Raw genomic sequence first — 22,893 nt, forward strand, 5'->3', positions numbered from 1 at the left:
GATCAGTCCTCTCGTTGGTGATCGGGGAGGGTCTGCGACGACATGGTGCCGTCGGCCGCAGACGTTCGGGGGGACGCGGCCGATGCCGTCTCGAGGACGAGGTCGGAGCGCTCGGCGTAGTGGCACGCCACCTCGGAGTGCGCCGAGGGGCGCAGACCGGGGTCGTCGGAGTCGCACCGACGCCGGTCGGCGTCGGGCAGCAGGCGATACAACGGGCACCGCGTGCGGAAGCGGCATCCCGAGATCTCCTGCGTGGGGCTCGGCAGATCGCCGTCCAGCAGGATGCGGGTGCGTGAGCGCTCGATCCGCGGATCCGGGATGGGCGCCGCCGAGATGAGGGCCTTGGTGTACGGATGCCGCGGGTCGTCGAACACCGCGTCGACCGGGCCCTGCTCGACGATGCGCCCGAGGTACATGACCGAGACGTCGTCGGCGATCTGACGCACGACCGCGAGGTCGTGGGCGACGAACAGGAAGGACAGGCCGAGGCGCTCCTTGAGGTCTTCGAGCAGGTTGATCACGCCCGCCTGGATCGACACGTCGAGCGCCGAGACGGGCTCGTCGAGCACGACGACGGCGGGGTCGGTCGCGAGCGCACGGGCGATGCCGATGCGCTGACGCTGGCCGCCCGAGAACTCGTGCGGGTAGCGGTCCGACATCGCCGGGTCCAGGCCCACCAGCTCCAGCAGCTCGGTCATCTTGCGATCGCGTTCCGCGCGCGCAACGCCCTGCACCAGCAGGGGCTCGGTGATGACCTCGCCCACCGGCAGGCGCGGGTCGATCGCGCCCATCGGGTCTTGGAAGACGATCTGGATGCCCTTGCGCAGCTGCGCCTTGTCTTTGCGGCTCACGGTCGCGACGTCGGTGCCGTTGATGCGGATGCTGCCGCTCTGCGGGGCGACCATCTCCATGATTTCGAGGATGGTCGTGGTCTTCCCGCACCCGGACTCCCCCACCAGCCCCATCGTGCGACCGGGCTGGATCGAGAACGAGACGCCGTCGACCGCGCGCACCGTGCCGACGCGCCGCGGGAAGACGGCGCCCTTCATCAGCGGGAAGTGCTTGGTGAGGTCGGTGACCTCGACCGCCGGCGTGACATCGGGCCGCAGCGGCGGGATCTCGCCCAGCGGCTCGGGGCGGGGGAAGATGTCGGGCCGCGCAAGGGCGCCGGAGGCGATCTCGCCGGCGCGGATGCACGCCGAGACGTGGTCGGAGTCGGCGCCGTGCACGACGAGCTCGGGCTCGACCTCGCGGCACGCATCGATCGCGATCGGGCAGCGCGCGGCGAACGGACAGCCCGTCGGCAGGCTCGCCAGGGACGGCGGTCGCCCCTCGAGCGGAACGAGCCGGTGCGACCCCGCGGTCTGCATGTTGGGGACGGAGCGCAGCAGGCCCACCGTGTACGGCATGTGCGGGTCGTGGAAGATCTCGTCGACCGAACCGCGCTCGACGAGCGTGCCCGCGTACATCACCGCGACGCGATCGGCGTGACCGGCGACGACGCCGAGGTCGTGCGTGATGAGGACGACCGCCGCCCCGGTCACCTCGCGCGCCTTCTGCAGCACGTCGAGGATCTGCGCCTGGATCGTCACGTCGAGCGCCGTGGTCGGCTCGTCGGCGATGATCACGCGCGGGTCGTTCGCGATCGCCATGGCGATCATCGCGCGCTGGCGCATGCCGCCCGAGAACTCGTGCGGGTACGCGCGGGCCCGGCGCTCGGCATCCGGGATGCCGACGAGCTTGAGCAGCTCCACCGACCGGGCGTGCGCGGCCTGGGCCGACAGCGCGCGGTCGTGCAGCCGCAGGCCCTCGGAGATCTGGTCGCCCACGGTGTACACCGGGGTCAGTGCGGACAGCGGGTCCTGGAAGACCATCGCCAACTCGGCGCCGCGGATCTTCGACAGCTGGGCGTCGTTCATCGAGAGCAGCGAACGCCCGTCGTAGAGGATGTCGCCCTCGACGCGCGCGTTCGACGGCAGCAATCCCATCACCGCGAGCGAGGAGACGCTCTTCCCGGAGCCGGACTCGCCGACGATCCCGAGGAACTCCCCCTCGTGCACGTCGTACGAGATCCCGCGCACGGCGCGGACGTCGCCGCCCTCGCGCTGCGGGAAGGTGACGCTGAGGTCGCGGACCGACAGCAGAGGGGTGCGTCCGGTGGAGGACAGCAGGGTGGCGGAACGGGTGTCAGTCACGGTTCGCTCCCGAGGTGGGGTCGATGGCGTCGCGCAGGGCGTCGCCGATGAGGCTGATGGCCAGGAGCAGCACGATCAGCACGCCGGCGGGGTACACGAACAGCCAGGGGCGGGTCACGGCCGCCGACGTGCCGGCGGCGAGCAGTGTGCCGAGCGAGACGTCGGGCGCCTGGACGCCGAAGCCGAAGTAGCTGAGCGAGGTCTCGGCCATGATGGCCGCGACGATGCCGAGGGTCGCGTCGATGATGAGCAACGACGCGATGTTGGGGATGATGTGGCGACCGAGGATCTTGCGCGTCGGCATGCCCATGTAGCGAGCCGCGCGCACGAAGTCGCGGTTGCGCAGCGAACGCGTCTGGTTGCGCACCACCTGGGCGAGGATCATCCAGCTGAACACCGCGAGGAAGAACGTCAGCGCCAGCCAGGACAGGCCGCGCGTCAGCGGGCTGAGCAGCACGAGGATGAAGAACGAGGGGATGACGAGCAGCAGGTGGATGAGCCACCCGATGACCGCGTCGATCTTCCCGCCGAGGTATCCGGCGACCGAGCCGACGGCGGCGGCGATCAGCGTCGCGCCGATGCCGGCGAGGGCGCCGATGATGAGCGACTTCTGCAAGCCGACGAGGGTCTGGGCGTAGATGTCCTGACCGATGCCGTTCGTGCCGAACCAGTGCAGCTGGGTGGGTCCCAGGCCGACGTTGAGGAAGTCGCGCTCCGTGGCGTCGTAGGGGTAGACCAGGGGCCCGATGAAGGCCCACAGCACGATGAACACGAGGATGCTCGCGCCGACCCAGAAGCGGGGCATCTTCCGCAGCCGGGCCCGCACGAGCGCTCCGCGGGAGAGCGCCTTGCGTTCGCGGGTCACGGGGCTGGTGGCGACGAGCGTGCCGTCCACAGCCTCTTCCTGCATCGTCATGTCAGCTCCTCACTCTCGGGTCGAGTGCGGCGTAGAGCACTTCGGACAGGGTCGACGACAGCAGCACGAGCACCGCGACGAAGAGGGTCGAACCGGCCACCGCGTTGATGTCCTGCTGGGTCACGGCGTTGAGCTGGAACTGCCCCATGCCGCGCCACGAGAACACGATCTCGAGCATGGTCGAGCCCGCGATCAGGGTGCCGAAGCTGTAGGCGAAGAACGTCGACATCGGGATCAGCGCGATGCGCACGCCGTGGCGGAAGAGCGCCTGCGTGCGCGGCAGTCCCTTCGCGCGCGCGGTGCGGATGTAGTCGGCGCCGAGGACGTCGAGCATCATGCTGCGCTGATAGCGCGAATAGGACGCGGCACTGATGAGCACGAGCGCGATCGTGGGCAGCAGCAGATGAACGGCGCGATCGGCGACGACCGGCCAGAAGCCCTCGATGCCGGCGGTGTACTCGCCCGTGAAGCGGATGACCTGCGTTCCGAGGGCGTTGTTGAACCCGGTCGCGGCGATCATGAGCAGCACGCCGATCACGAAGGTGGGCGTCGCGAACACGAGGTACGAGGCGTACGTCGTCACCTGGTCGCTCGCGCGGTACTGCCGCACGGCTCCCCACACGCCCACGAGCACGCCGACGACGGCGCCGATGAGCGAACCGATGAGCAGCAGACGCAGGCTCGTGCCGGCGCGGGCGGAGATCTCGGCCATGACGTCCTGGCCGCCGATGGTGGAGCCGAGGGAGAACTTCGTGAACAGGTTCACGAGCCAGTTCCACAGTCGCACGAGGATCGGCACGTCGGGGTTGGCCCCGAGCGCGTTCAGACTCGCGATGATCGAGTCCTCCGGCGGCCGCGGGTTCATGCCGTAGAAGCGATCCTGGGGTCGCAGCAGCGCGGACCCGAGCACGTACGCGAGGCAGGTCGCCAGCAGGCTCAGAACCGCGTAGTTCAGGAACCGGCGCAGGACGTACAACGTCATGAGGCGCGCAGGCCTGTCCGGAACATGTCGATGATCTGCATGGTGGTCCTCTCGCCTTCGAGATCCCCGCCGATTCTTTCGCCTGGCTAAGGATCTTCAGAGACCCTACGTCGGCACCTCGCGGAATGTGTGCCGGGGGAACACACTTTTCACGACCGTAACAAAGCCCTTACATGGCGCTTTGTCACGAGCGGTTGATGCTGGCGCAGCACTGCGCTCAGCGGACACCGCCGGAAATGAACAAAGCGATAATAACCCAGAGGATCAGAACCACCAGGGAAATCAGCGAAGGAATGTCCCAGAAACGACGAACGACGCCGCCGGCGGTCGCATTCGTGCGGGCGGACTCCCACGCGTCCTGGATGATCTGAAGATCACGGATGGCGGGGGGCTCGCGCCGCCCCCGCTCGTCGTCACGGCGAAGCGCGGGGCGCCCCGGTCGTCCGGCCACCGGGCCCCCGAAGGCCTTCACCACCCGCGGTTCGTCGGTGCGCACCTCGAGCTGCCACCGCATGTCGATGTCGCTCACGCGCGCCCACGCGATCTCGGTGACGCGCAGAGGATTGTGGATGCGGATGCCGCGGGCGTCGATGCGCACGTGCGGGGCGAACAGCAGGGCGTACACGCCCCACAGCGCCAGCAGCACCCAGGGCGCGAGGAGCAGCATCTCGCCGACGCCGGCGCGGAGCGCGGCATCCCCGAGGAGGACGACCGCGAGCACCGCGCCGAGCACGAGCCCGAAGAGGGAGGACGGGGCGCGGAACACCCGTGGGTGCTCCGCGCCCCGGAAGCGCTCGTCGCGCGTCACGCGCCGCCCAGCTGGAGGGAGGCGCCGGGGATGGCGTCGAGGAGACGCCGCGTGTACTCCTGCGACGGCTGCGCGAAGATCTCGTCCACGGTGCCCTGCTCGACGAGCTTGCCCCGCTCCATGACGCACACCAGGTCGGCGGCGACACGGACGACGGCGAGGTCGTGCGTGATGAACAGGTACGTGAGACCGAGCTCGGACTGCAGCTCCGCGAGCAACTGGAGGATCTGCGCCTGCACGAGCACGTCGAGCGCCGAGACGGCCTCGTCGAGCACGAGGATGTCGGGCTTGAGCGCGAGCGCGCGCGCGATGGCGACACGCTGACGCTGACCACCGGACAGCTCGTTCGGGTAACGCGACGCCAGTTCCTGCGGCAGGGCGACCTGCTCGAGCAGCTCCTCCACCCGCTCGCGACGCGAGGTGGTGTCACCCACCTTGTGGATGTTGAGCGGCTCGGCGATGAGGTTGCCGATGCTGCGCAGCGGGTCGAGCGAGCCGTAGGGGTCCTGGAACACGGGCTGCATGCGGCGACGCAGGGCGAAAGTGTCCTTCGCGCTGAGCCTGCCGGTGTTCACGCCGTCGACCTCGATCGACCCCGAGGTGGGCTCCTCGAGCTTGAGCACCATCTTGGCGATGGTCGACTTGCCCGAGCCCGACTCCCCCACGAGCGCCAGCGTCTTGCCGCGCGGGATCTCGAACGAGACCCCGTCGACTGCGCGGAACTGCTCGCTGCGGAACCCGCCCTGGCGGATCTTGTACTCCTTGACCAGGTCGGTCACCTTCACGGTCGCCGGAGCGTCGAGGTCGGCCTCGCGAAGGATGCCACGGTCCTCCGCCTTCGCCTGGATGCGCTGCGACGCGATGCTCGGCGCCGCGGCGACCAGCCGCTGGGTGTACGGGTGCTGCGGGTTCTCGAGGATCTCGCGGCTCGGACCCGACTCGACGATCTCGCCCTGGTTCATCACGACGATGGTGTCGGCGCGCTCGGCGGCCAGACCCAGGTCGTGCGTGATGAGCAGCACCGACGTGCCGCGCTCCCGCGTGAGGGACGCCATGTGATCGAGGATCACGCGCTGCACCGTGACGTCGAGGGCCGAGGTCGGCTCGTCGGCGATCAGGAGCTTCGGATCGGCGGCGAGGCCGATGCCGATGAGCGCACGCTGACGCATACCGCCCGAGAACTGGTGCGGGTACTGGTGCAACCGGCGTTCGGCATCGGCGAGACCGGCCTGCTTGAGCACCTCGATAGCGCGCTTCTCGACCTCTTTCCGGCCGGTGGCGATCCCGTTCGCGCGGATCGCCTCCTTGACCTGGAAGCCGATGCTCCACACCGGGTTGAGGTTGGACATCGGGTCCTGGGGGACGTATCCGATGTCCTTGCCGCGGACGGACTCGAACTGCGACGAGGTCAGGCCCGTCAGCTCGCGTCCGTCGAGCGTGATGCTGCCGCCGGTGACGTGACCGGTGCCGGGGAGCAGCCCGATCACCGCGGAGGCGGTGGTGGACTTGCCCGAACCCGACTCGCCCACGATGGCCACCGTCTGGCCGGGGTAGACGTCGAGGCTCACGCCGTGCAGGACCTGGCGGGAACCGCCCTGACCTTCGAAGGCGACCTTGAGGTCGCGCACGGACAGCAGCGGCGTCATGGTGGCGTCGCTCATCGGCGGGCCCTCGCTCTCGGGTCGATGGCGTCTCGGATGAGCTCGCCCAGCATGATGAACGCCAGCACCGTCACGGTCAGCGCCAGCGACGGCCAGATCAGCGCGGCCGGCGCGACGCGCAGCGACTGCTGGGCCTGGCTGATGTCGTTACCCCACGACATGGTGTCGCCGCCGAGGCCGACACCGAGGAACGACAGGGTCGCCTCGGCCACGATCGCCGCCGCGAGGCTGATGGTCGTGACGACCAGCAGAGGGGCGATGGCGTTGGGGATGACGTGGGTGAGCAGCGTCTTGAAGCGCGACTGCCCGAGGGCCTGGGATGCGGCGACGTAGTCCGCCTGACGCACACGCAGCACCTCGGCGCGCACGACGCGTGCCGTGGAGGCCCACGCGAACCCGCCGATCGCGAACGCCAGGGTGAAGACGTTGCGGTACTGCGAGAACACGCTCATGACGACGATCGCCGCGAGGATGTAGGGGATCGAGAAGAAGATGTCGCCGACGCGCGAGATCACCGCGTCGAGCCATCCACCGTAGAAGCCCGACAGCGCGCCCATGATGAGGCCGATGATCGTGCCGATCGCCGTGGCGAGCAGACCCACCGACAGCGAGGTGCGCGCACCCCACACGATGCGGGAGAACGTGTCGCAGCCCTGGAAGGTGAAGCCGAGGATGTGACCCGCGGTCGGGCCGCCGTTGCTGTTGGACAGCTGGCAGTCGTTGTTCGGCGGCACCTGGGTGAACAGCGTCGGGAACGCCGCCATCAGGATCACGACGGCCATGACGGCCAGGGCGATCCAGAAGGTGGGCCGACGGCGCAGGTCGCGCCACGCGTCGAGCCAGAGGTTGCTCTTGCGGGCGGCGACGCGCACGGCGTCGACCGAGATGGTCTCGGTCTTGATGGGGGCGACGAAGTGCGGCGCCGGGAAACGATTACTTGACATAGCGGATCCTCGGGTCAAGGAGACCGTACAGAAGGTCGACGACGAGGTTGACCAGCACGTAGATGATGACGAAGACGGTCACGAAGGACACGACCGTGGGGCCCTCGCCGCGGATGGTCGCCTGGTAGAGCGTGTTGCCGACGCCGGGGATGTTGAAGATTCCCTCGGTCACGGTCGCGCCCACCAGCAGCACACCGAAGTTGGTCGCGGAGTTGGTGATCACCGGGATGAGCGAGTTGCGCAGCACGTGCACGGGGATCACACGACGACGCGAGAGACCCTTGCTGTAGGCGGTGCGCACCCAGTCCTGGTTGAGCGTGTCGATGACCGACCCGCGCATCAGGCGCATGCTCGTCGCGAAGAGGCTCAGGCCCAGGACGATCGCCGGGAGGATGAGATCCCCCCACCCGTTCTGGGCACCGACCGTCGGGCGGAACCACCCGAGTTGGACGGCGAGGAAGTACTGCGCGAGGAAGCAGGCCACGAAGATCGGCAGGGCGACGAACAGGAGCGCCACGATGAGGGCGACGTTGTCGAACAGCTTGCCCTTGCGGATGGCCGAGATGGTGCCGACGACGATGGCGAGCACGAACTCGATCGCGAGGGCCATCACGGCCAGTCGAGCCGTCACCGGCAGGGTGCGGGCGAGGACCTCGTTCACGGACTGGCCGGAGAAGGTCGTCCCGAGGTCGCCCTGGAAGATGCCGCCGAGGTACAGGAAGTACTGGACGATGAAGGGCTGGTCGAGGTGGTACTGCGCGCGCAGGGCTTCGACGACCTGCGGGGCGGGGGTCTTGTCGCCGAAGAGCCCGAGGATCGGGTCTCCCGGCATGGCGAAGACCATGAAGTAGATCAGCAGCGTGGCCCCGAAGAACACGGGGAGCACCTGCAGCAGACGTCTGAGGATGTAGCCGAGCATCCGCTCTCTTTTCGAACGTGGGAAACGCCTCATCGGACGTCACGTGGGGGGCCGGGCTCAGAAGAGCCCGTGCTGTTTTATCACACGTCGTGATGAGGCCTGGCTGGCAGACCGCGAGGCGGTGACGAATCCGTCACCGCCTCGCGGCCAGAGATCGGAAGGGTTACTTCGTGATCTCGTAGTACAGCGGAACCGAGTTCCACCCGAACTTGACGTTGTTCACGCCGTCGGCGAATCCGCCGGTGACGTTGGAGTACCAGAGCGGGATGGCGGGCAGGTCCTGGAGCAGGATCTCCTGCGCCTTCTGGAAGTCGGCGTTCTGCGCGTCGACCTCGGTCTCGGCGATACCGGTCGAGAGCAGGCTGTCGAACTCGGGGTTCGAGTAGTCACCGTCGTTCGACGAGGCGTCGGTCGCGTAGAGCGGTCCGAGGAAGTTGTACAGACCGGGGTAGTCGGCCTGCCAACCGGTGCGGAAGGCGGTCTGGATGCTGCGGTCGGTGATGGCCGAACGGGCTTCCTTGAACGTCGGGTAGGGAGCGCCCGACGCGTCGATGCCGAGGGTGTTCTTGATCGAGTTGGTCACCGCGTCGACCCAGGTCTGGTGACCACCGTCGGCGTTGTACGCGATCTGGAAGGTACCGGTCCAGGGCGAGATGGCGTCGGCCTGGGCCCACAGCTCCTTCGCCTTGGCCTCGTCGTACTGCAGCACGTCGGCGCCGGTGAGCGAGTCCGACCAGCCGTCGATGACCGGCGAGGTGAAGTCGCTGGCCGGGGTACGGGTGCCCTGGAAGATCGTCTTCGTGATCTCGTCGCGGTTGATGGCCATCGACAGCGCCTGACGACGCAGCTTGCCCTCTTCGCCGCCGAAGTGCGCGAGGCGCTCCGGGATGGTGAACGACTGGAACACCGCGGCCGGCTGGTTGACCGCGCGGTCGCCCAGGTCGGACTCGAAGGTCGCCTGCGATGCCGGCGGGATCGCGTCGATCACGTCGACGTTGCCGCCGAGGAGGTCGGCGTAAGCGGCATCCTGGGATGCGTAGAAGACGACCGTCAGGCCGCCGTTGGCGACCGTGCGACCACCCTGGTAGTCGTCGTTCTTGACGAGGTCGATCTGCACGTTGTGCTGCCATGCGCCGTCGCTGGCGAGCTTGTACGGACCGTTGCCGATCGGGTTCTCACCGAAGGCGGCCATGTCGTCGAACGCGCTGTCGGGCAGCGGGAAGAACGCCGAGTAGCCCAGGCGCAGCGCGAAGTCGGCGGCGGGCTTGGACAGGGCGATCGTGAAGGTGTAGTCGTCGACCTTCTGCAGACCGGTCAGCTCCGAGTCGGCGTCGTAGCTGAAGCCGACGATGTCCTCGAAGAAGTAGCTGTTCAGCTGGTTGTTCGACAGCTGAGCGCCCCAGTTCCAGGCCTTGATGAAGTTGTCGGCCTTGACCTCGGTGCCGTCCGTGAACTTCTGGCCCTTCTTCAAGGTCACCGTGAGGTTCTGCGCGTCGTTGGTGACGATGGACTCGGCCATGTCGTTCACCGGGGCGCCGTCGGCGTCGTAGTAGACCAGACCCGCGAAGATCGAGTCGAGGATCTTGCCGCCGCCGACCTCGTTGGTGTTGGTCGGGATCAGCGGGTTCTGCGGCTCCGAACCGTTGGTCCGGATGATGGCCGAGGCGTCGCCGCCCGAGGCCGAGCCGCTGCCGCCGTTGTCTCCGCCCGAGCAGCCGGCGAGCATGAGCCCGACAGCTCCCAGCAGGGCGAGACTGGAGAGGGCAATCTTGTTGCGCTTCACAGTTCCTCCAGGGAAGGGATGATCATCGCCCGGGCAGAGTTTTCACGCAGCACAAGATGCGGGGAAATCCGTTCGGGCAGGATGAGAACACACTAGGCACGTTTACCCAGGTGCCCCAAACTTCTTGGATAAACGTTACAGAGGATTTACTCGGGAGGCCCTTGATGTGGCAATCTGACAAGTCGTCGCGCCCCACGGGTCCCGCGGACTGGTCATATCCTCCGACTCTGGCGGCGTCCGAACGGTACGCGCGCTCGCGTCTGATCTGGGAGATCGCGCTGGTGCTGCTGATCAGCGTGGGCCAGTCGGCGATCTATTCGGTGGTGTCGTTCGTGAGAGCGGCGACCCGTGCGCCGATCTCCCAGCAGCAGACGCAGCTGAATCCGTCGCGCAGCGCCGAGCCCCTGTGGGACGCGATCTACCAGTTCCTCGACATCTTCTTCTCGCTCGCTCTCGTCGCCCTGGCGCTGTATCTGCTGTGGGAGCCGGCCAACAAGGCTCTGCGCCGCATCGGCCTGGATTTCCGCCGCCCGGGCTCCGACATCGCCCGGGGGCTGCTCCTGGTCGCGCTGATCGGCGCTCCGGGCATCGGGGTCTACGCGATCGGCCGGGCCATCGGGCAGAGCATCACGGTCGTCCCCGCGCCGCTGGACTCGTCGTGGTGGGTCATCGCCCTGCTCGTGCTGGCGGCGCTGCGGGCCGGATTGACCGAGGAGGTCATCTTCCTCGGATACCTCTTCGACCGCCTCCGCCGGCTCGGGTGGTCGTGGACGGGCATCATCGTCTCCACCGCGCTGCTGCGCGGCAGCTACCACCTCTATCAGGGCTGGCCGTCGGCGCTGGGCAACGTGGTGATGGGCCTCGTGTTCGGGTGGTGCTACAAGCGCTGGGGGCGGGTCATGCCGCTCGTCGTCGCCCATACGGTCATCGACATCGTCGCCTTCGTCGGCTACCCCCTGGCCGCGGCGTGGTGGCCGGGGATCTTCGCCCCGCCCGCGTCGACCCCGACGCCCACCGCGACGCCGTCGCCGACGGCCTGAGGCTCGCGGCGACAGGTCCCGCAGCGTGCCGTGACGGCATCCGGGATCCGACCTCAGCGCTGCGGCGGGGACCAGGTCCAGAACGCGGGGGGCACCCCGTCGGGCTCGGAGGTGTAGGCCACTCCCCCGACGCCCTCGGCGGTGACGACCGCGCCCGTGCGCTCGAGCAGGGGCACCCCGGCGTAGGCGGCGAAGAGCGAGCGGTCGATCTCCTTGGCCTCGGACAGCACGTCGACCGGATCGGTGTGGACGGTCAGCTCGTCGAACAGCGCGTTCGTCTGCGCCCCCTCGATCCCCTCGGCGATGCGGTCGCGCGCCGAGCGGTAGAGGCTCTCGTCCTCTCCCACCCAGGCCAACGTGGCATCCGCCTCTTCGGGAGTGGTCGCCAGGCGCACGGCGATCCCGGCACGGGCTCCCATCGACACCAGTCGAGGGAAGACCTGCGCCGAGACGTCGTCGGTGGTGTCGTAGGCCACGCGCAGCACGGCCGCACGATCGCCCAGGGCACTGCGCGCGCCGTCGACGTCGCTCCCCGTGCCGGGGGCGCCGTTGCCGGAGACGAGGTCGGCGTAGAGCGAGCCCGCCGCGGGCGACGACAGGAACGACTGCAGGGGCTGCGCGTCGGGGCGCACCGCGCCGAGGACGTCCTGCACGAGGGAGCCGCGGTCGATCGCGAGCGTCATGGCCTGACGGAGGTCGGATGCCGTCCCCTCGGCGAACCGCAGGTGCAGCGTCTGGGTGGTCGGACCGACCTGCACCTGGTATCCGGCCTCGGTCAGGGTCTCGTTCTCCGCCACGTCGATGTCGCCGACGTTGGCCACGTCGACCTGACCCGCCTCGACCGCGGACAGCTGGGCCGCACGGTCGGCGAAGAAGCGGACGGTCAGCTGCTCGAGCCCCGGGAAGTGGGCGCCCTGATACGAATCGCGGCGCGCGAGCTGAACCGTGTCGGCGGTGATCTCGGTCACCGTCCACGGTCCGGCCGAGACGACGCTGGCGGGGTCGGGGGTGGAGCCGGGCGCGATGTCGAACCCGGTGTTCCAGGTCTGAGCCGCGGCGAGCAGCACCGGGTTCGGTGTACGCGGCTGTTCCGGGTCGCCCGCGGGAGTGGTGAGGATCGCGGTGAGCAGATCCTTGACGCTGACGCCTGCTCGCTGTGCGATGACGTGGACGGGCCGGTCGAGCAGCCACTGACGGTTCCAGTCGGCGAACGGCTGCTCGTAGGTGAGGGTGAGGGTGTCGTCGGCGCGGTCGATGCTCGGGCGGGCGGTCCGTGCATTCGGGTCGGCGGGCATGGCCGTGTTGAAGTACCGCGTGCCCGAGACGATCTGGCCGGTCGCGTCGTAGGTCGCGTCGTCGAAGTAATGCGAGGTGACGGCCCAGCCGAACAGCAGGTCGTCGAGGGTCACCGGGGTGCCGTCCGACCACACACGGTCGGAGAAGAGCTCGTAGCTCACCTTGAGCGGGTCGCCCTGCACGCGGGTGATGCGGCCCAGACCGTCGTTGGGCACCACCTGGAGGTCGCCGTCGAGCGAGCCGAGCCGCTCGTCGAGGAGCGCGGACAGGGCGCGGTTGGCGGGGGTGTTGCCCGTGGCGCTGGCGGCGTTGAGGCTGGTCAGCGACCCCACGACGCCGAGGGTCAGGCTCGTGGGCGCTTCTTCGACCGGAGCCGGGGCGGGCTCGGGGGCCGCGCACCCGGCCAGGACGACACCGGCGGCCATCAGAAGGGCCAGCAGCCGTCCCGCCCCGCGTCGTCGAGTCGGTCGAGGAACGTCGTTCAGCCCACGGTGCAGCACAGGGGCACTTTACTAAACGCCTCCTGTGGGATCCCCGGGCCGCGCGCGCCCGTCGACGCCGGGCCGCGCCCCGGACGGGCGCGCGAACGGCGCGGCACGGTGCGGCCGAGGGGCCGGGCACGCTAGACGCGGCGACGGCCCCGGATGCCGGGAACCGCCGCCGCGTCGGATCGTCAGGCGAACGCCTCCGGAGGGGGGCACGAGCACACCAGGTTGCGGTCGCCGTAGGCCTGGTCGATGCGGCGCACCGGGGGCCAGTACTTGCCGCGGATGAGCGAGCGCACGGGGTATACGGCGGTCTCGCGCGAGTACGGGTGCTCCCACTCCCCCACCACGACCGTCTCGGCGGTGTGCGGGGCGTTCACGAGAGGGTTGTCGTCGGCGGGCCACTCCCCCGCGGCGACCGCGAGGGCCTCCTGCTTGATCGCGATCATGGCATCCACGAAGCGGTCGAGCTCGGCGAGGTCTTCGCTCTCGGTCGGCTCCACCATCAGGGTGCCGGCGACCGGGAACGACATCGTCGGGGCGTGGAAGCCGTAGTCGATGAGGCGCTTCGCCACATCGTCGACGGTGACGCCGGTCTGCTCCTTGAGGGGACGCAGGTCGAGGATGCACTCGTGTGCGACGAGGCCCCCCTCACCGGCGTACAGCACCGGGTAGTGCTCGCGCAGACGCGTGGCGATGTAGTTGGCCGAGAGCACCGCGGCGGCCGTGGCCTGGCGCAGACCCTCGGCGCCCATCATGCGCACGTAGGCCCACGAGATCGGCAGAATGCCGGCGGAGCCGTGCGGAGCGGCAGACACCGGGCCCCCGTCGAACGTGCCGCCGGCGTGCTCGGCGCGCTGCGAGAACGGGTGCGAGGGCAGGAACGGCGCGAGGTGCGCCTTCGCCGCGACCGGACCCACGCCCGGACCTCCGCCGCCGTGCGGGATCGCGAACGTCTTGTGGAGGTTCAGGTGCGACACGTCGCCGCCGAGGTCGCCGAAGCGGGCGAAGCCGAGCAGGGCGTTGAGGTTCGCGCCGTCGACGTAGACCTGTCCGCCGGCGTCGTGCACGGCCTGCGTGATCTCGAGCACGTCGTGCTCATACACCCCGTGAGTGGAGGGGTACGTGATCATCAGGGCCGACAGCTCCGCCGCGTGCTGCGCGATCTTCGCGCGGAGATCGCCGAGGTCGACGTTGCCGGCCTCGTCGCACGCGACGACGACGACCTTCATCCCCGCCAGGATCGCCGAGGCGGCGTTCGTGCCGTGCGCCGACGACGGGATGAGGCATACCGTGCGCGCGGTGTCGCCGTTCGCGAGGTGGTAGCCGCGGATCGCGAGCAGGCCCGCGAGCTCGCCCTGCGAGCCGGCGTTGGGCTGCAGCGACACCGCGTCGTAGCCGGTGACCTCGGCGAGCCAGCGCTCGAGCTGCTCGATCATCTCGAGGTACCCGTGCACGTCGGCTTCGGGCGCGAACGGATGCACGCGCGAGAACTCGGGCCACGACACCGCTGCCATCTCGGTCGCCGCGTTGAGCTTCATCGTGCACGAGCCCAGCGGGATCATGCCGCGGTCGAGCGCGTAGTCGCGGTCGGCGAGCGTCTTGAGGTAGCGCATCATCGCGGTCTCGCTGCGGTGACTGTGGAACACCGGGTGCGTGAGGTACTCGTCGTCGCGGTGGAGGGCCTCCTCGACCCCGCGCAGCGCCTCCCCTTCGGACAGTTCCTCGCTCGCGAAACCGAAGGCGTCGAGGATCGCCGAGAGATCGGCATCCGTCGTCGTCTCGTCCACCGACACGCCCACGGTCGCATCGTCCACCCACAGCAGCTGGTAGCCGCGCTCGCGGGCGCGATCGACGACGTCCTGCGCGCGCCCCGGCACGTGCACGCGCACGGTGTCGAAGAACGCGTCGCTCGCGAGGGTGAGGTCGTACGAGCGCAGAGCGGATGCCAGGGCATCGGCCTTGCGCGCGACCCGCGTCGCGATCGCGCGGAGCCCGTCGGGCCCGTGGTACACCGCGTACATCGCGGCCATCACCGCGAGCAGCACCTGGGCGGTGCAGATGTTCGACGTGGCCTTCTCGCGGCGGATGTGCTGCTCGCGCGTCTGCAGGGACAGGCGGTAGGCGGGGGCGCCGACGGCATCCTGCGACACGCCGACGAGGCGGCCCGGAAGCTGTCGTTCGAGGCCCGCACGCACGGCCATGTAGCCGGCGTGCGGTCCGCCGAAGCCGAGGGGCACGCCGAAGCGCTGGGTCGTGCCGACCGCCACGTCGGCGCCGAGGGATCCGGGCGAGCGCAGCAGCGTCAGGGCGAGCAGGTCGGCGGCGGCCACGACCAGGCCGCCGTTCGCGTGCACGGTCTCGGCCACGGCGGAGAAGTCCCAGATGCGCCCGGTCGCGCCGGGGTACTGCACGAACGCGCCGAAGGCTGCGGGGATCTCGCCCTCGAACGACGTCTCGACGATCTCGATGCCGACGGCCGCCGCACGGTGATGCAGCAGCGCCTTCGTCTGCGGCAGGGAGTCGACGTCGACGAGGAAGACGTCGGTCTTTGCCTTCGACGCGCGACGGGCGACCAGCATGCCCTCGACGACCGCGGTGGACTCATCCAGCATCGACGCGTTCGCCGTGGCGAGCCCGGTCAGGTCGGTGACCATCGTCTGGAAGTTGATCAACGCTTCGAGACGCCCCTGCGAGATCTCGGGCTGGTACGGCGTGTAGGCCGTGTACCAGGACGGGTTCTCGAGGACGTTCCGCGCGATCACCGACGGCGTGAAGGTGTCGTAGTAGCCGAGACCGATCATCGGGCGGGCGGAACGGTTGGCGGATGCCAGCTCCCGCAGCTCGGCCAGAGCCTCCGCCTCGGTGGCCGCGGTCGGGATCGAGCTCGTCGCGCGGGGCTGCACGTGGATGGATGCCGGCACGGCGGTCTCGACGAGTACCTCGACGCTGTCGTACCCGACGACCTCGAGCATGTGCGCCTGGGCGTCGGGACCGATGCCGATGTGGCGGTCGGTGAAGGCGGCCGGGGTCCCCGCATCCGTGCGAGGAGGAAGGACGGAGGTCATGCGGTGAGGTCCTCGTATGCGGCGCGGTCGAGCAGGTCGGCGGGCAGGTCGCCCTCGACGCGAATCTTGATGAGCCAGCCGCCGGCGAACGGCTCGGCGTTGACCAGCGAGGGGTCGTCGACGACGGCGTCGTTGACCTCGACGACCGTGCCGGTGATCGGCGCGTAGAGCTCGCCGACGGACTTCGTCGACTCGATCTCGCCGCAGACATCACCGGCCGAAACGGCCGAGTCCGCGCCGGGCAGCTCGACGAAGACGACGTCACCGAGCTTGTCGGCGGCGAAGTCGGTGATGCCGACGGTGGCGATGTCGCCCTCGAGGGCGATCCACTCGTGCTCGGAGGTGTAGCTGAGGGCGGTGAGGTCGGTCATGCGTTTCTCCGATAGAAGGGGAGGGCGGTGACGGTCGCGGGGATGCGGGTTCCGCGGACGTCGATGGACAGTTCGGTTCCGATGGCGGATGCCGCGGGTGCGACGAACGCCATGGCCACGGGGTGGCCGAGGGTGGGGCTGAGGGCACCGCTGGTGATCTCGCCGACGGTGTCGTCGCCGTGCAGCACCGAGTAGCCGGCGCGACCCGCGCGGCGGCCCTCCGAGACGAGACCGACGAGGACCGGGGCATCGGCGGGTCCGGACGACAGGCCGTCCTTTCCGACGAACGCCTCCTTGTCGACGGCGACGACACGACCGAGGCCCGCCTGCGCGGGGACGATGTCGCGTGAGAGCTCGTGGCCGTACAGCGGCATGCCGGCTTCGAGTCGCAGCGTGTCGCGCGCGGCGAGACCGCACGGAACGAGACCCCGATCGGCGCCCGCGGCGAGCACGGCATCCCACAGGGCGGCGGCTTGGGCCGTGGGGATCATCAGCTCGTAGCCGTCCTCGCCGGTGTAACCGGTGCGGGCGACGAACAGCGGGGCCCCGTCGAAGGTGCCCTCGGTCCAGGCGTAGTAGCCGAGCTCGACGAGTGCGGTGCCGGTGATCTCGACCCCCGGGGTGGAGCTCAGGATGCCACGGGCCTCGGGGCCCTGGAGGGCGATGAGGGCGTAGTCATCGGTGACGTCTTCGATGGTGAGGCTCCCGCGAGCGTCGGTCGTCGAATCTATCGAAGCGTCCGACGCGGGGGTTCCGGTCCCTCCGACGGGCTCAGGGATCTCGGTTGCGCCGTCAGGGACCGCGGTCGACGCGGGGACCCACGTGCGCTGAGCCAGGTCGAAGGCCGCGGCCACGGCATCCCGGTTGCCGGCGTTCGAGATCACGAGGAAGCTCTGCTCCCCCGTGCGGTAGACGATGACGTCGTCGACGATGCCCCCGCTCTCCGCGAGGACCAGCGAGTACTTCGCCTTGCCGATCTTCATGGTCGACAGGCGTCCGGCGAGCACGTGGTCGAGGAAGGCGGCCGCGGTCTCGCCGTCGACGCGGAACTCGGCCATGTGCGAGATGTCGAACAGACCTGCGGCCGCGCGGACGGCGTGGTGCTCGGCGAGGTCGGAGGTGTAGCGCACGGGCATGTTCCAGCCGCCGAAGTCGGTGAACGAGGCGCCGAGGGCCTCGTGCCGATCGTGCAGCGGCGACGTGCGCGGTGGAGCGGGGGTTTCGGTCATGAGTTCTGCCGTTCGCGATGACGGACAGACGCCGGTCGGCGCCTGAAGAACTCCCCCTCTGTCATGGGCCTGAGAGTTTCACTGCCGCGTCCTGAACGCACAGCTTTCACCGTCGGCGGATCCGGCGCGGTGCACCCGGATCACTTTCCAGAGTGGCCCGATCGACGCGGTACGCGTACCTGAGAGATTGGCGGGGAGGCTTGCTCCTTCGGTGCCCGGCTGCGTTCGCCGGAGCTCTCCCGCATCGATCATGGGGCCGGTGTGGACTTGTGGGGTCAGCCTAGCGGAGCTTCGGTCGGCCTCGTGAGATGTTCAGCCGTTGTCCTGTTTGCGGAGTTCGTCGGCGTCGCCGGGGACGCAGAGGGATTCGCCGGCTATGAAGTAGTTTCCGGGACCCGTAGAGAAAGAGAGGCCCTCGACCGGCCCTCCGCTGCCATACACGACATACTCGGGGCTCTCCACAAGGCGAACATTCATGCCCAGCGAGCGCCAGTACTCAGCGATCCTGCGTGCATCGCCTTCGTGATCGCGGACTGGCGCGGGCGCCCCATAGACGAACGAATAATTGGCTCGTTGACCGCTGCGCGAACCGCAGTTGCCCGCCTCCGGGGCGTGGCTACGGGCCCACCCCGTCACATCCAGTTGAGCAGCGCTCTCTTCGACCGTGCTAACAAGAGCGTCGCGCGCTTCGTCTGGATCCATCTTCGACTCCCCAGTTATGGCGCACCCCGAGACAGTCAGCAGCGAGGCCATCAGAAGGAGCGCTGCCTTGATACGCGGTGCACGCTCACTAATACCCAGTGCCACCTGACAACCCCTCGATGAGAGCCTCCTGAAATGGCGTCGGTCCCGGGGCGCGGTATGCAGATATCCCGTCTCCCTGCCGGGTCGTCGCCAGGACGACATTCCTCAGCGACTCGGTGCGCGTATCAAGGTAGCCCGTCCCGGTCGAAGTGAGCACTCCGTGATCGGTGACCGGGCTGAGCCCAGCACCCCCCGCCACGCTGAAGCTATGGGCACCGAAGTAGGGGCTCATTGGGTCAATAGAATGCGCCGGCGAGAGGCGTCCGGTCCACGCCCACTGGTCGCCGCCCGTGGGATCGACCGCCCACACATCCTGCGCCTGGCCCGAGAAGACGCCGACCGCATGCAGATCCGATGCCCTATCAATGTCCATCGGAAGTCCAGCGGAACCCAGGGTCACGAAAGTGTCGACCTGAACGTCGTCGCGGGTAAGCGCGAGGGCCGACGTGGTCGTCCCGTATGAGTGAGCCACCACATTCAACTGCGTCTCGGGTCGTGTCGCCTTAAATGCGGAAAGGTCGCGGCCAAGATTCTCAGCTCCCCCTTCTGCGAATGAATTGCCTGCGACGCCGAATCCGCCCTCAGCGATCGGCACTGGAGGCGTCACGTAGCCGACCCACGACACAACCGCGTGTTCCCTTCCTGGATCCATCTGGTCTTGAAGATCAGCGATGTTCTGCGAGGCGCGCACCCAGTCCCTCATCCCCTCCGTCGTCGTCCCCATGCCTGGCACGGCGAATGTAATGTCGCTGGCGCTGTCGAGATCACCGATGGATATGGCGGCTAGTGGCGGCGAGTCAGCCGTGAGCGAGACCAGATGGCGAGGGGCGACATTCTCCGACGCCCCCAGTGCAGCCTCGATCCCCTCCAACCCCGCCATTCGCGCCCGGGCCCGCTCGAGACGCTCCGCAATCGCCGTCGCGCCGGCGTAGCCGCCGGGAAGCTCCGGGAACGACGGCGGCTTCTCCGCCTCCGCCAACGCCGCACGCGCCTCCTCGAGCTGCGTGCGCAGCCATATCCGATTCGCCTCGTCACGGGCGGTGTAAGCCACACCGCCGAGGTTGCCGATCACCGCGGGGGCGGCGTGAATGAGCGCGTGCTTCTGCCCATCGTCGAGGGCGGCCCATCACGGCGCGACCGCGGACGGCTCCGCCTGGCTGAGGACCTGTGCAAGCGCGGGCCGCGCGCGGAGCACCGTGGCCAGGCTCGGGCCGTCGGCGCCGGCGATTGCGTCCAGCGCCTGAGAGGCGGACACGCATCCGGTGAGCACGGCGAGCCACTCGTCTGCGTCGAGCCCGGGGGTTGCGATGGCGCGGCGGAGTGCGGCGGCGGTGTGCTCCGCCGCCCTGTCGAGCGCGGACCGCGCGTCGTCGAGGATCGACCGGGCTTCGCTCCGCGGTTCCAGACCGCGCAACGGCTGCCGATCCGGCGCGGGAAAGCTCGTCGTCACGGGCGGAGCGTCATCCAGGGCGTCAGCGCGGTTCCACAGATCGACGGCGTCTCCGGCGCGGGCACGGGCGGACTCCAGCGCCGCAACGAACTCCTCCAGCGCCGCCTGAGCGACGCGAAAGGCTGAGGCCATGGCATCCCACCGCGAGGCTGCGGCCGAGACGCGTCGCTCGTAGGCGTCCGCCGCTTCGCCCGCCCATTCCGGCACCGAGCGCACCCGCCGCAGCCTGGCGGCGGACTCCTCCGCGTCGACCGCACGAGCCGTCCACAGGGCGACCGTTCGATGGAGAGCGGCCGCATTCCCGGGGATGAGCCGTACCGGATCCGTGGACTGACCGAGTTCCGCCGTCACGGGAGGCTCCATCCGGCGGCCGATGCGAGCGCGCGGATCCCCTCGACGGCTGCGGTCTCCGTGCCTTCGAAGAGATCCGCGACGTCGCGCAGCCCTGCCGCCGTGGCGTCGATCTCGCGCTCCCGTTCGGATCGACAATCGTTCAGGCAGGCGACGAATTCGGCCAGCGCGAGCGAGAGATCGGGCTGACCCGGGACGCTCAGCAGCGGGAGGGGACTCAGGCCCGCCGAGACCTCTTTGACCTTCGTCGCGGCTCGTCGCACCTCGTCGACCGAGAGGGAGACGAGCGGCATGGGAGCGATCGTAGGGAGAGCGCCGGCCCCACCGGATCACCCTGTGGACAACTTCACCCTTGCGCGTGCGCGGCCTCGCGAACGCCGTCGGTCCCGCTGTCCGAACGCTCTTCGGCGCCCGCGCTGCCTCGCGCAGATACCGGCATCCCGCGGTCAGCCCCGGGTGCAGCTTCCGGATGCCACGGGCGTCGACAGCGCATCGATCTGCGCCATGACCGGGAGGAGCTCGGCAGGGGTCATGGCGTAGCCGACGTTGTCGTCGGTGTCGGAACGCGCGAAGACGATGCCGGCGACCTCTCCCGAGGTGGTCAGAAGCGGTCCGCCGGAGTTGCCGGGGCGGACGATCCCGGCGATCGCGTAGATGTCGCGGGGAGAGGACGCTCCGTCGTAGATGTCGGGGACGGGCACCGTCCCCTCCGAGAGGATCTGCGCGCTGCCCGACGTGAACGGGCCGCCGCCGGGGTAGCCCTGCACGACGGCGGATTCCCCCACCGCGAGCGTCGACACGATGGGGAGGGCCGCGGCGTCCAACTGATCCACCGAGATCACGGCGATGTCGTCGGTCGGGTCGAAGTAGGTGACGCGACCCTCGCGAGCGGGCTGACCGGGAAGCTCGACCAGCGGGGCGTCGACTCCGGCGACGACGTGGGCGTTGGTGACGACGCGGTCGTCGGCCACGACGAAGCCCGACCCGCTCGAGGTGATGCCGCACGCGTAGGCGGTGCCGGAGATGCGGGCGACCGACTGGGCAGCCTGGGTCAGGGCCGGGTCGTCGAGCGCGATCTCGGGCGCGCTGGGCACGGGGCCGATCTGGATGAGCGAACCGAAGCTCGGTATGCCGCCGGCGAACACCTGTCCGCGCAGGTCGGCGAGCGCGCCGCGCACGGGAGGCGGCGTGAGGTCGTCGATCGTGCGCACCACCGTGGAAGAGCCCAGAGCAGCCGAGACCACGGGCAGACCCACGGGCGTGAGGGATCCCGCGACGAAGGAGATCGTCAGAGCGGCGGCGGCGACGTTCACGACGCCACCGAGCAGACGCTCGGGCACGCGAAGCTTGATGCGATCGGCGCCGCGGCGGAAGAATCCGCCGACCGCGCTGCCGAGACCCGAACCGATCATCAGCAGCAGGATGCCGGCGAGGATCATCGCGGGGCCACGCCAGGCCGGGGCTGTGACCCATTGTCCGACGAAGGGCGTGACCCAGTACGCGGCGACGGCACCCGCCGCGAGCCCGGCGAAGAAGCCGATCGTGGCGAGGAATCCGCGCGACAGGCCCACGATGAGAGCGACCGCCAGAAGGGCGATCAGAACGATGTCGATGATCGGCATCCGACCTCCTGAGTCCTCCCCGAGGCTAGGCGGCGCGTCTGAGAGAACCCTTTCGACGCGCGGGGCCGGGCAGGCGCCCATCCTGCGACCGGGCGCTGAAGTCGCCGGTGGCCCCGGGGCTTCGGAGATGGCCCCGGGGCCACCCCGCGACACGGGCTTCGACAGGAGGTGCCCGGAATCATCGCGCGATTCGCCCTTCGGGTCGGAATGACACTAAGATCGATCCCGGAGATATGGTCACCATGACACGAACCCCTCGCCCCGAGCCCCGCGACGCCGACGTGCGCGTCGCGGTGTCGACCGTCATCTTCAGCGTGCGCCGCGACGCCGACGACGAACCCGTGCTCTCGCTCCCCCTCGTGCGCCGCACGCGCGATCCGTTCGATGGGCGCTGGGCACTGCCCGGCGGATGGCTCGACGCGACCGAGGGCCTCGACGCCGCGGCATCCCGCACGCTCGCCGAGACGACCGGCCTCACCCCCAGCTACCTCGAGCAGCTCTACGCGTTCGGCGCCGTGGACCGCTCCCCCACGCGCGTCGTGTCGATCGTGTACTGGGCACTGCTGCGCTCCGACGAGGTCGACGCGCAGGTCGCGGCCCACGCGCGGGAGGGCGACGCTCCCGAGAACGTCGAATGGTTCGACGCGACCGATCTGCCGACGCTCGCGTTCGACCACAACGACATCGTCGAATACACGCTGTGGCGCCTGCGCAACAAGGTCGGCTACAGCCGCATCGCTCACGGGCTGCTGCCCGACGAGTTCACGCTCGCCGACCTTCGCGAGGTCACGGAGTCGATCCTCGGCAAACGCCTCGACCCCGCGAACTTCCGCCGACAGGTCGACACGAGCGACACGCTCATCCCGACCGAGCGCTTCCGCACCGGAAGCCATCGCCCTGCCCGCCTCTACCGCTACAACCGCGACGTGGAGCTCGCCGACCGCGGCCCGCTCCCGTCCCGTCACTGAT

At 69.2% G+C, this 22,893-nt stretch carries 19 protein-coding genes and 1 riboswitch; of the genes, 2 read left to right on the forward strand and 17 right to left on the reverse strand.

The window, feature by feature from the left end:
• Positions 1-2: 2 nt before the first annotated feature.
• The 8 genes from AB0N80_RS16335 to AB0N80_RS16370 form a co-directional block, all read right to left on the reverse strand.
• On the reverse strand, positions 3-2,195 hold the full coding sequence (locus AB0N80_RS16335) for a dipeptide ABC transporter ATP-binding protein (RefSeq protein WP_363579466.1): 2,193 nt from the start codon (positions 2,193-2,195) through the stop codon (positions 3-5).
• The gene (locus AB0N80_RS16340; protein ID WP_363392168.1) at positions 2,188-3,111 is read right to left on the reverse strand and encodes an ABC transporter permease; all 924 of its coding nucleotides are present in this window, start codon (positions 3,109-3,111) and stop codon (positions 2,188-2,190) included. Before AB0N80_RS16340 ends, AB0N80_RS16335 begins: the two co-directional genes overlap by 8 nt.
• Before the next feature lies 1 nt (position 3,112).
• On the reverse strand, positions 3,113-4,093 hold the full coding sequence (locus AB0N80_RS16345; RefSeq protein WP_315995353.1) for an ABC transporter permease: 981 nt from the start codon (positions 4,091-4,093) through the stop codon (positions 3,113-3,115).
• A 217-nt stretch (positions 4,094-4,310) separates the two neighbouring features.
• Positions 4,311-4,901: a PH domain-containing protein gene (locus tag AB0N80_RS16350; RefSeq protein WP_363579468.1), complete on the reverse strand. Its 591-nt coding sequence runs from the start codon at positions 4,899-4,901 to the stop codon at positions 4,311-4,313.
• Positions 4,898-6,562, reverse strand: a complete 1,665-nt coding sequence (locus AB0N80_RS16355; protein WP_315995351.1) for an ABC transporter ATP-binding protein — start codon at positions 6,560-6,562, stop codon at positions 4,898-4,900. Before AB0N80_RS16355 ends, AB0N80_RS16350 begins: the two co-directional genes overlap by 4 nt.
• A complete protein-coding gene (locus tag AB0N80_RS16360; RefSeq protein WP_363392173.1) occupies positions 6,559-7,506 on the reverse strand; it encodes an ABC transporter permease in 948 nt (315 codons plus the stop codon). The genes AB0N80_RS16355 and AB0N80_RS16360 overlap by 4 nt, the downstream gene beginning before the upstream one ends.
• The gene (locus AB0N80_RS16365; protein WP_315995349.1) at positions 7,496-8,425 is read right to left on the reverse strand and encodes an ABC transporter permease; all 930 of its coding nucleotides are present in this window, start codon (positions 8,423-8,425) and stop codon (positions 7,496-7,498) included. Before AB0N80_RS16365 ends, AB0N80_RS16360 begins: the two co-directional genes overlap by 11 nt.
• 163 nt (positions 8,426-8,588) lie before the next feature.
• Positions 8,589-10,208: an ABC transporter substrate-binding protein gene (locus AB0N80_RS16370; RefSeq protein ID WP_315995348.1), complete on the reverse strand. Its 1,620-nt coding sequence runs from the start codon at positions 10,206-10,208 to the stop codon at positions 8,589-8,591.
• Between the two features lie 164 nt (positions 10,209-10,372).
• Between AB0N80_RS16370 and AB0N80_RS16375 the strand changes: the two genes are divergently transcribed.
• On the forward strand, positions 10,373-11,248 hold the full coding sequence (locus AB0N80_RS16375; RefSeq protein ID WP_363579470.1) for a type II CAAX endopeptidase family protein: 876 nt from the start codon (positions 10,373-10,375) through the stop codon (positions 11,246-11,248).
• Positions 11,249-11,301: 53 nt separating this feature from the next.
• Here the strand turns inward: AB0N80_RS16375 and AB0N80_RS16380 are convergent, their stop codons facing one another.
• The 9 genes from AB0N80_RS16380 to AB0N80_RS16420 all read right to left on the reverse strand — a co-directional run bounded on the left by AB0N80_RS16380 (position 11,302) and on the right by AB0N80_RS16420 (position 21,924).
• Positions 11,302-13,044, reverse strand: a complete 1,743-nt coding sequence (locus tag AB0N80_RS16380; RefSeq protein WP_315995346.1) for an ABC transporter substrate-binding protein — start codon at positions 13,042-13,044, stop codon at positions 11,302-11,304.
• A gap of 173 nt (positions 13,045-13,217) precedes the next feature.
• Positions 13,218-16,097 carry an aminomethyl-transferring glycine dehydrogenase gene (gcvP, locus tag AB0N80_RS16385; RefSeq protein WP_363579472.1) on the reverse strand — a complete coding sequence of 960 codons (2,880 nt, stop codon included), beginning with the start codon at positions 16,095-16,097 and terminating at the stop codon, positions 13,218-13,220.
• Positions 16,094-16,468, reverse strand: a complete 375-nt coding sequence (gcvH, locus tag AB0N80_RS16390) for a glycine cleavage system protein GcvH (RefSeq protein WP_315995344.1) — start codon at positions 16,466-16,468, stop codon at positions 16,094-16,096. Before gcvH ends, gcvP begins: the two co-directional genes overlap by 4 nt.
• Positions 16,465-17,697 carry a glycine cleavage system aminomethyltransferase GcvT gene (locus tag AB0N80_RS16395; RefSeq protein WP_363579475.1) on the reverse strand — a complete coding sequence of 411 codons (1,233 nt, stop codon included), beginning with the start codon at positions 17,695-17,697 and terminating at the stop codon, positions 16,465-16,467. Before AB0N80_RS16395 ends, gcvH begins: the two co-directional genes overlap by 4 nt.
• Positions 17,698-17,854: 157 nt before the next feature.
• A riboswitch (glycine riboswitch) is annotated at positions 17,855-17,949 on the reverse strand.
• Between the two features lie 60 nt (positions 17,950-18,009).
• Entirely contained in the window at positions 18,010-18,450 is a 441-nt protein-coding gene (locus tag AB0N80_RS16400; protein WP_363579477.1) for a hypothetical protein, read from the reverse strand.
• 37 nt (positions 18,451-18,487) lie between these two features.
• Positions 18,488-19,552 (reverse strand): alpha/beta hydrolase, encoded by a 1,065-nt coding sequence (locus AB0N80_RS16405; protein WP_363579479.1) that lies wholly within the window; start codon positions 19,550-19,552, stop codon positions 18,488-18,490.
• 75 nt (positions 19,553-19,627) lie between these two features.
• Entirely contained in the window at positions 19,628-20,302 is a 675-nt protein-coding gene (locus AB0N80_RS16410) for a putative T7SS-secreted protein (RefSeq protein ID WP_363579481.1), read from the reverse strand.
• Positions 20,299-20,595 carry a hypothetical protein gene (locus AB0N80_RS16415; RefSeq protein ID WP_363579483.1) on the reverse strand — a complete coding sequence of 99 codons (297 nt, stop codon included), beginning with the start codon at positions 20,593-20,595 and terminating at the stop codon, positions 20,299-20,301. Before AB0N80_RS16415 ends, AB0N80_RS16410 begins: the two co-directional genes overlap by 4 nt.
• 153 nt (positions 20,596-20,748) lie before the next feature.
• A complete protein-coding gene (locus AB0N80_RS16420; protein ID WP_363579485.1) occupies positions 20,749-21,924 on the reverse strand; it encodes a MarP family serine protease in 1,176 nt (391 codons plus the stop codon).
• 233 nt (positions 21,925-22,157) lie between these two features.
• Between AB0N80_RS16420 and AB0N80_RS16425 the strand changes: the two genes are divergently transcribed.
• Positions 22,158-22,892 (forward strand): NUDIX domain-containing protein, encoded by a 735-nt coding sequence (locus AB0N80_RS16425; protein WP_315995338.1) that lies wholly within the window; start codon positions 22,158-22,160, stop codon positions 22,890-22,892.
• The last annotated feature ends 1 nt before the right edge of the window (position 22,893 follow it).

Source organism: Microbacterium sp. NPDC089188, assembly GCF_040685155.1.
Taxonomy (GTDB): Bacteria; Actinomycetota; Actinomycetes; order Actinomycetales; family Microbacteriaceae; genus Microbacterium; species Microbacterium galbum.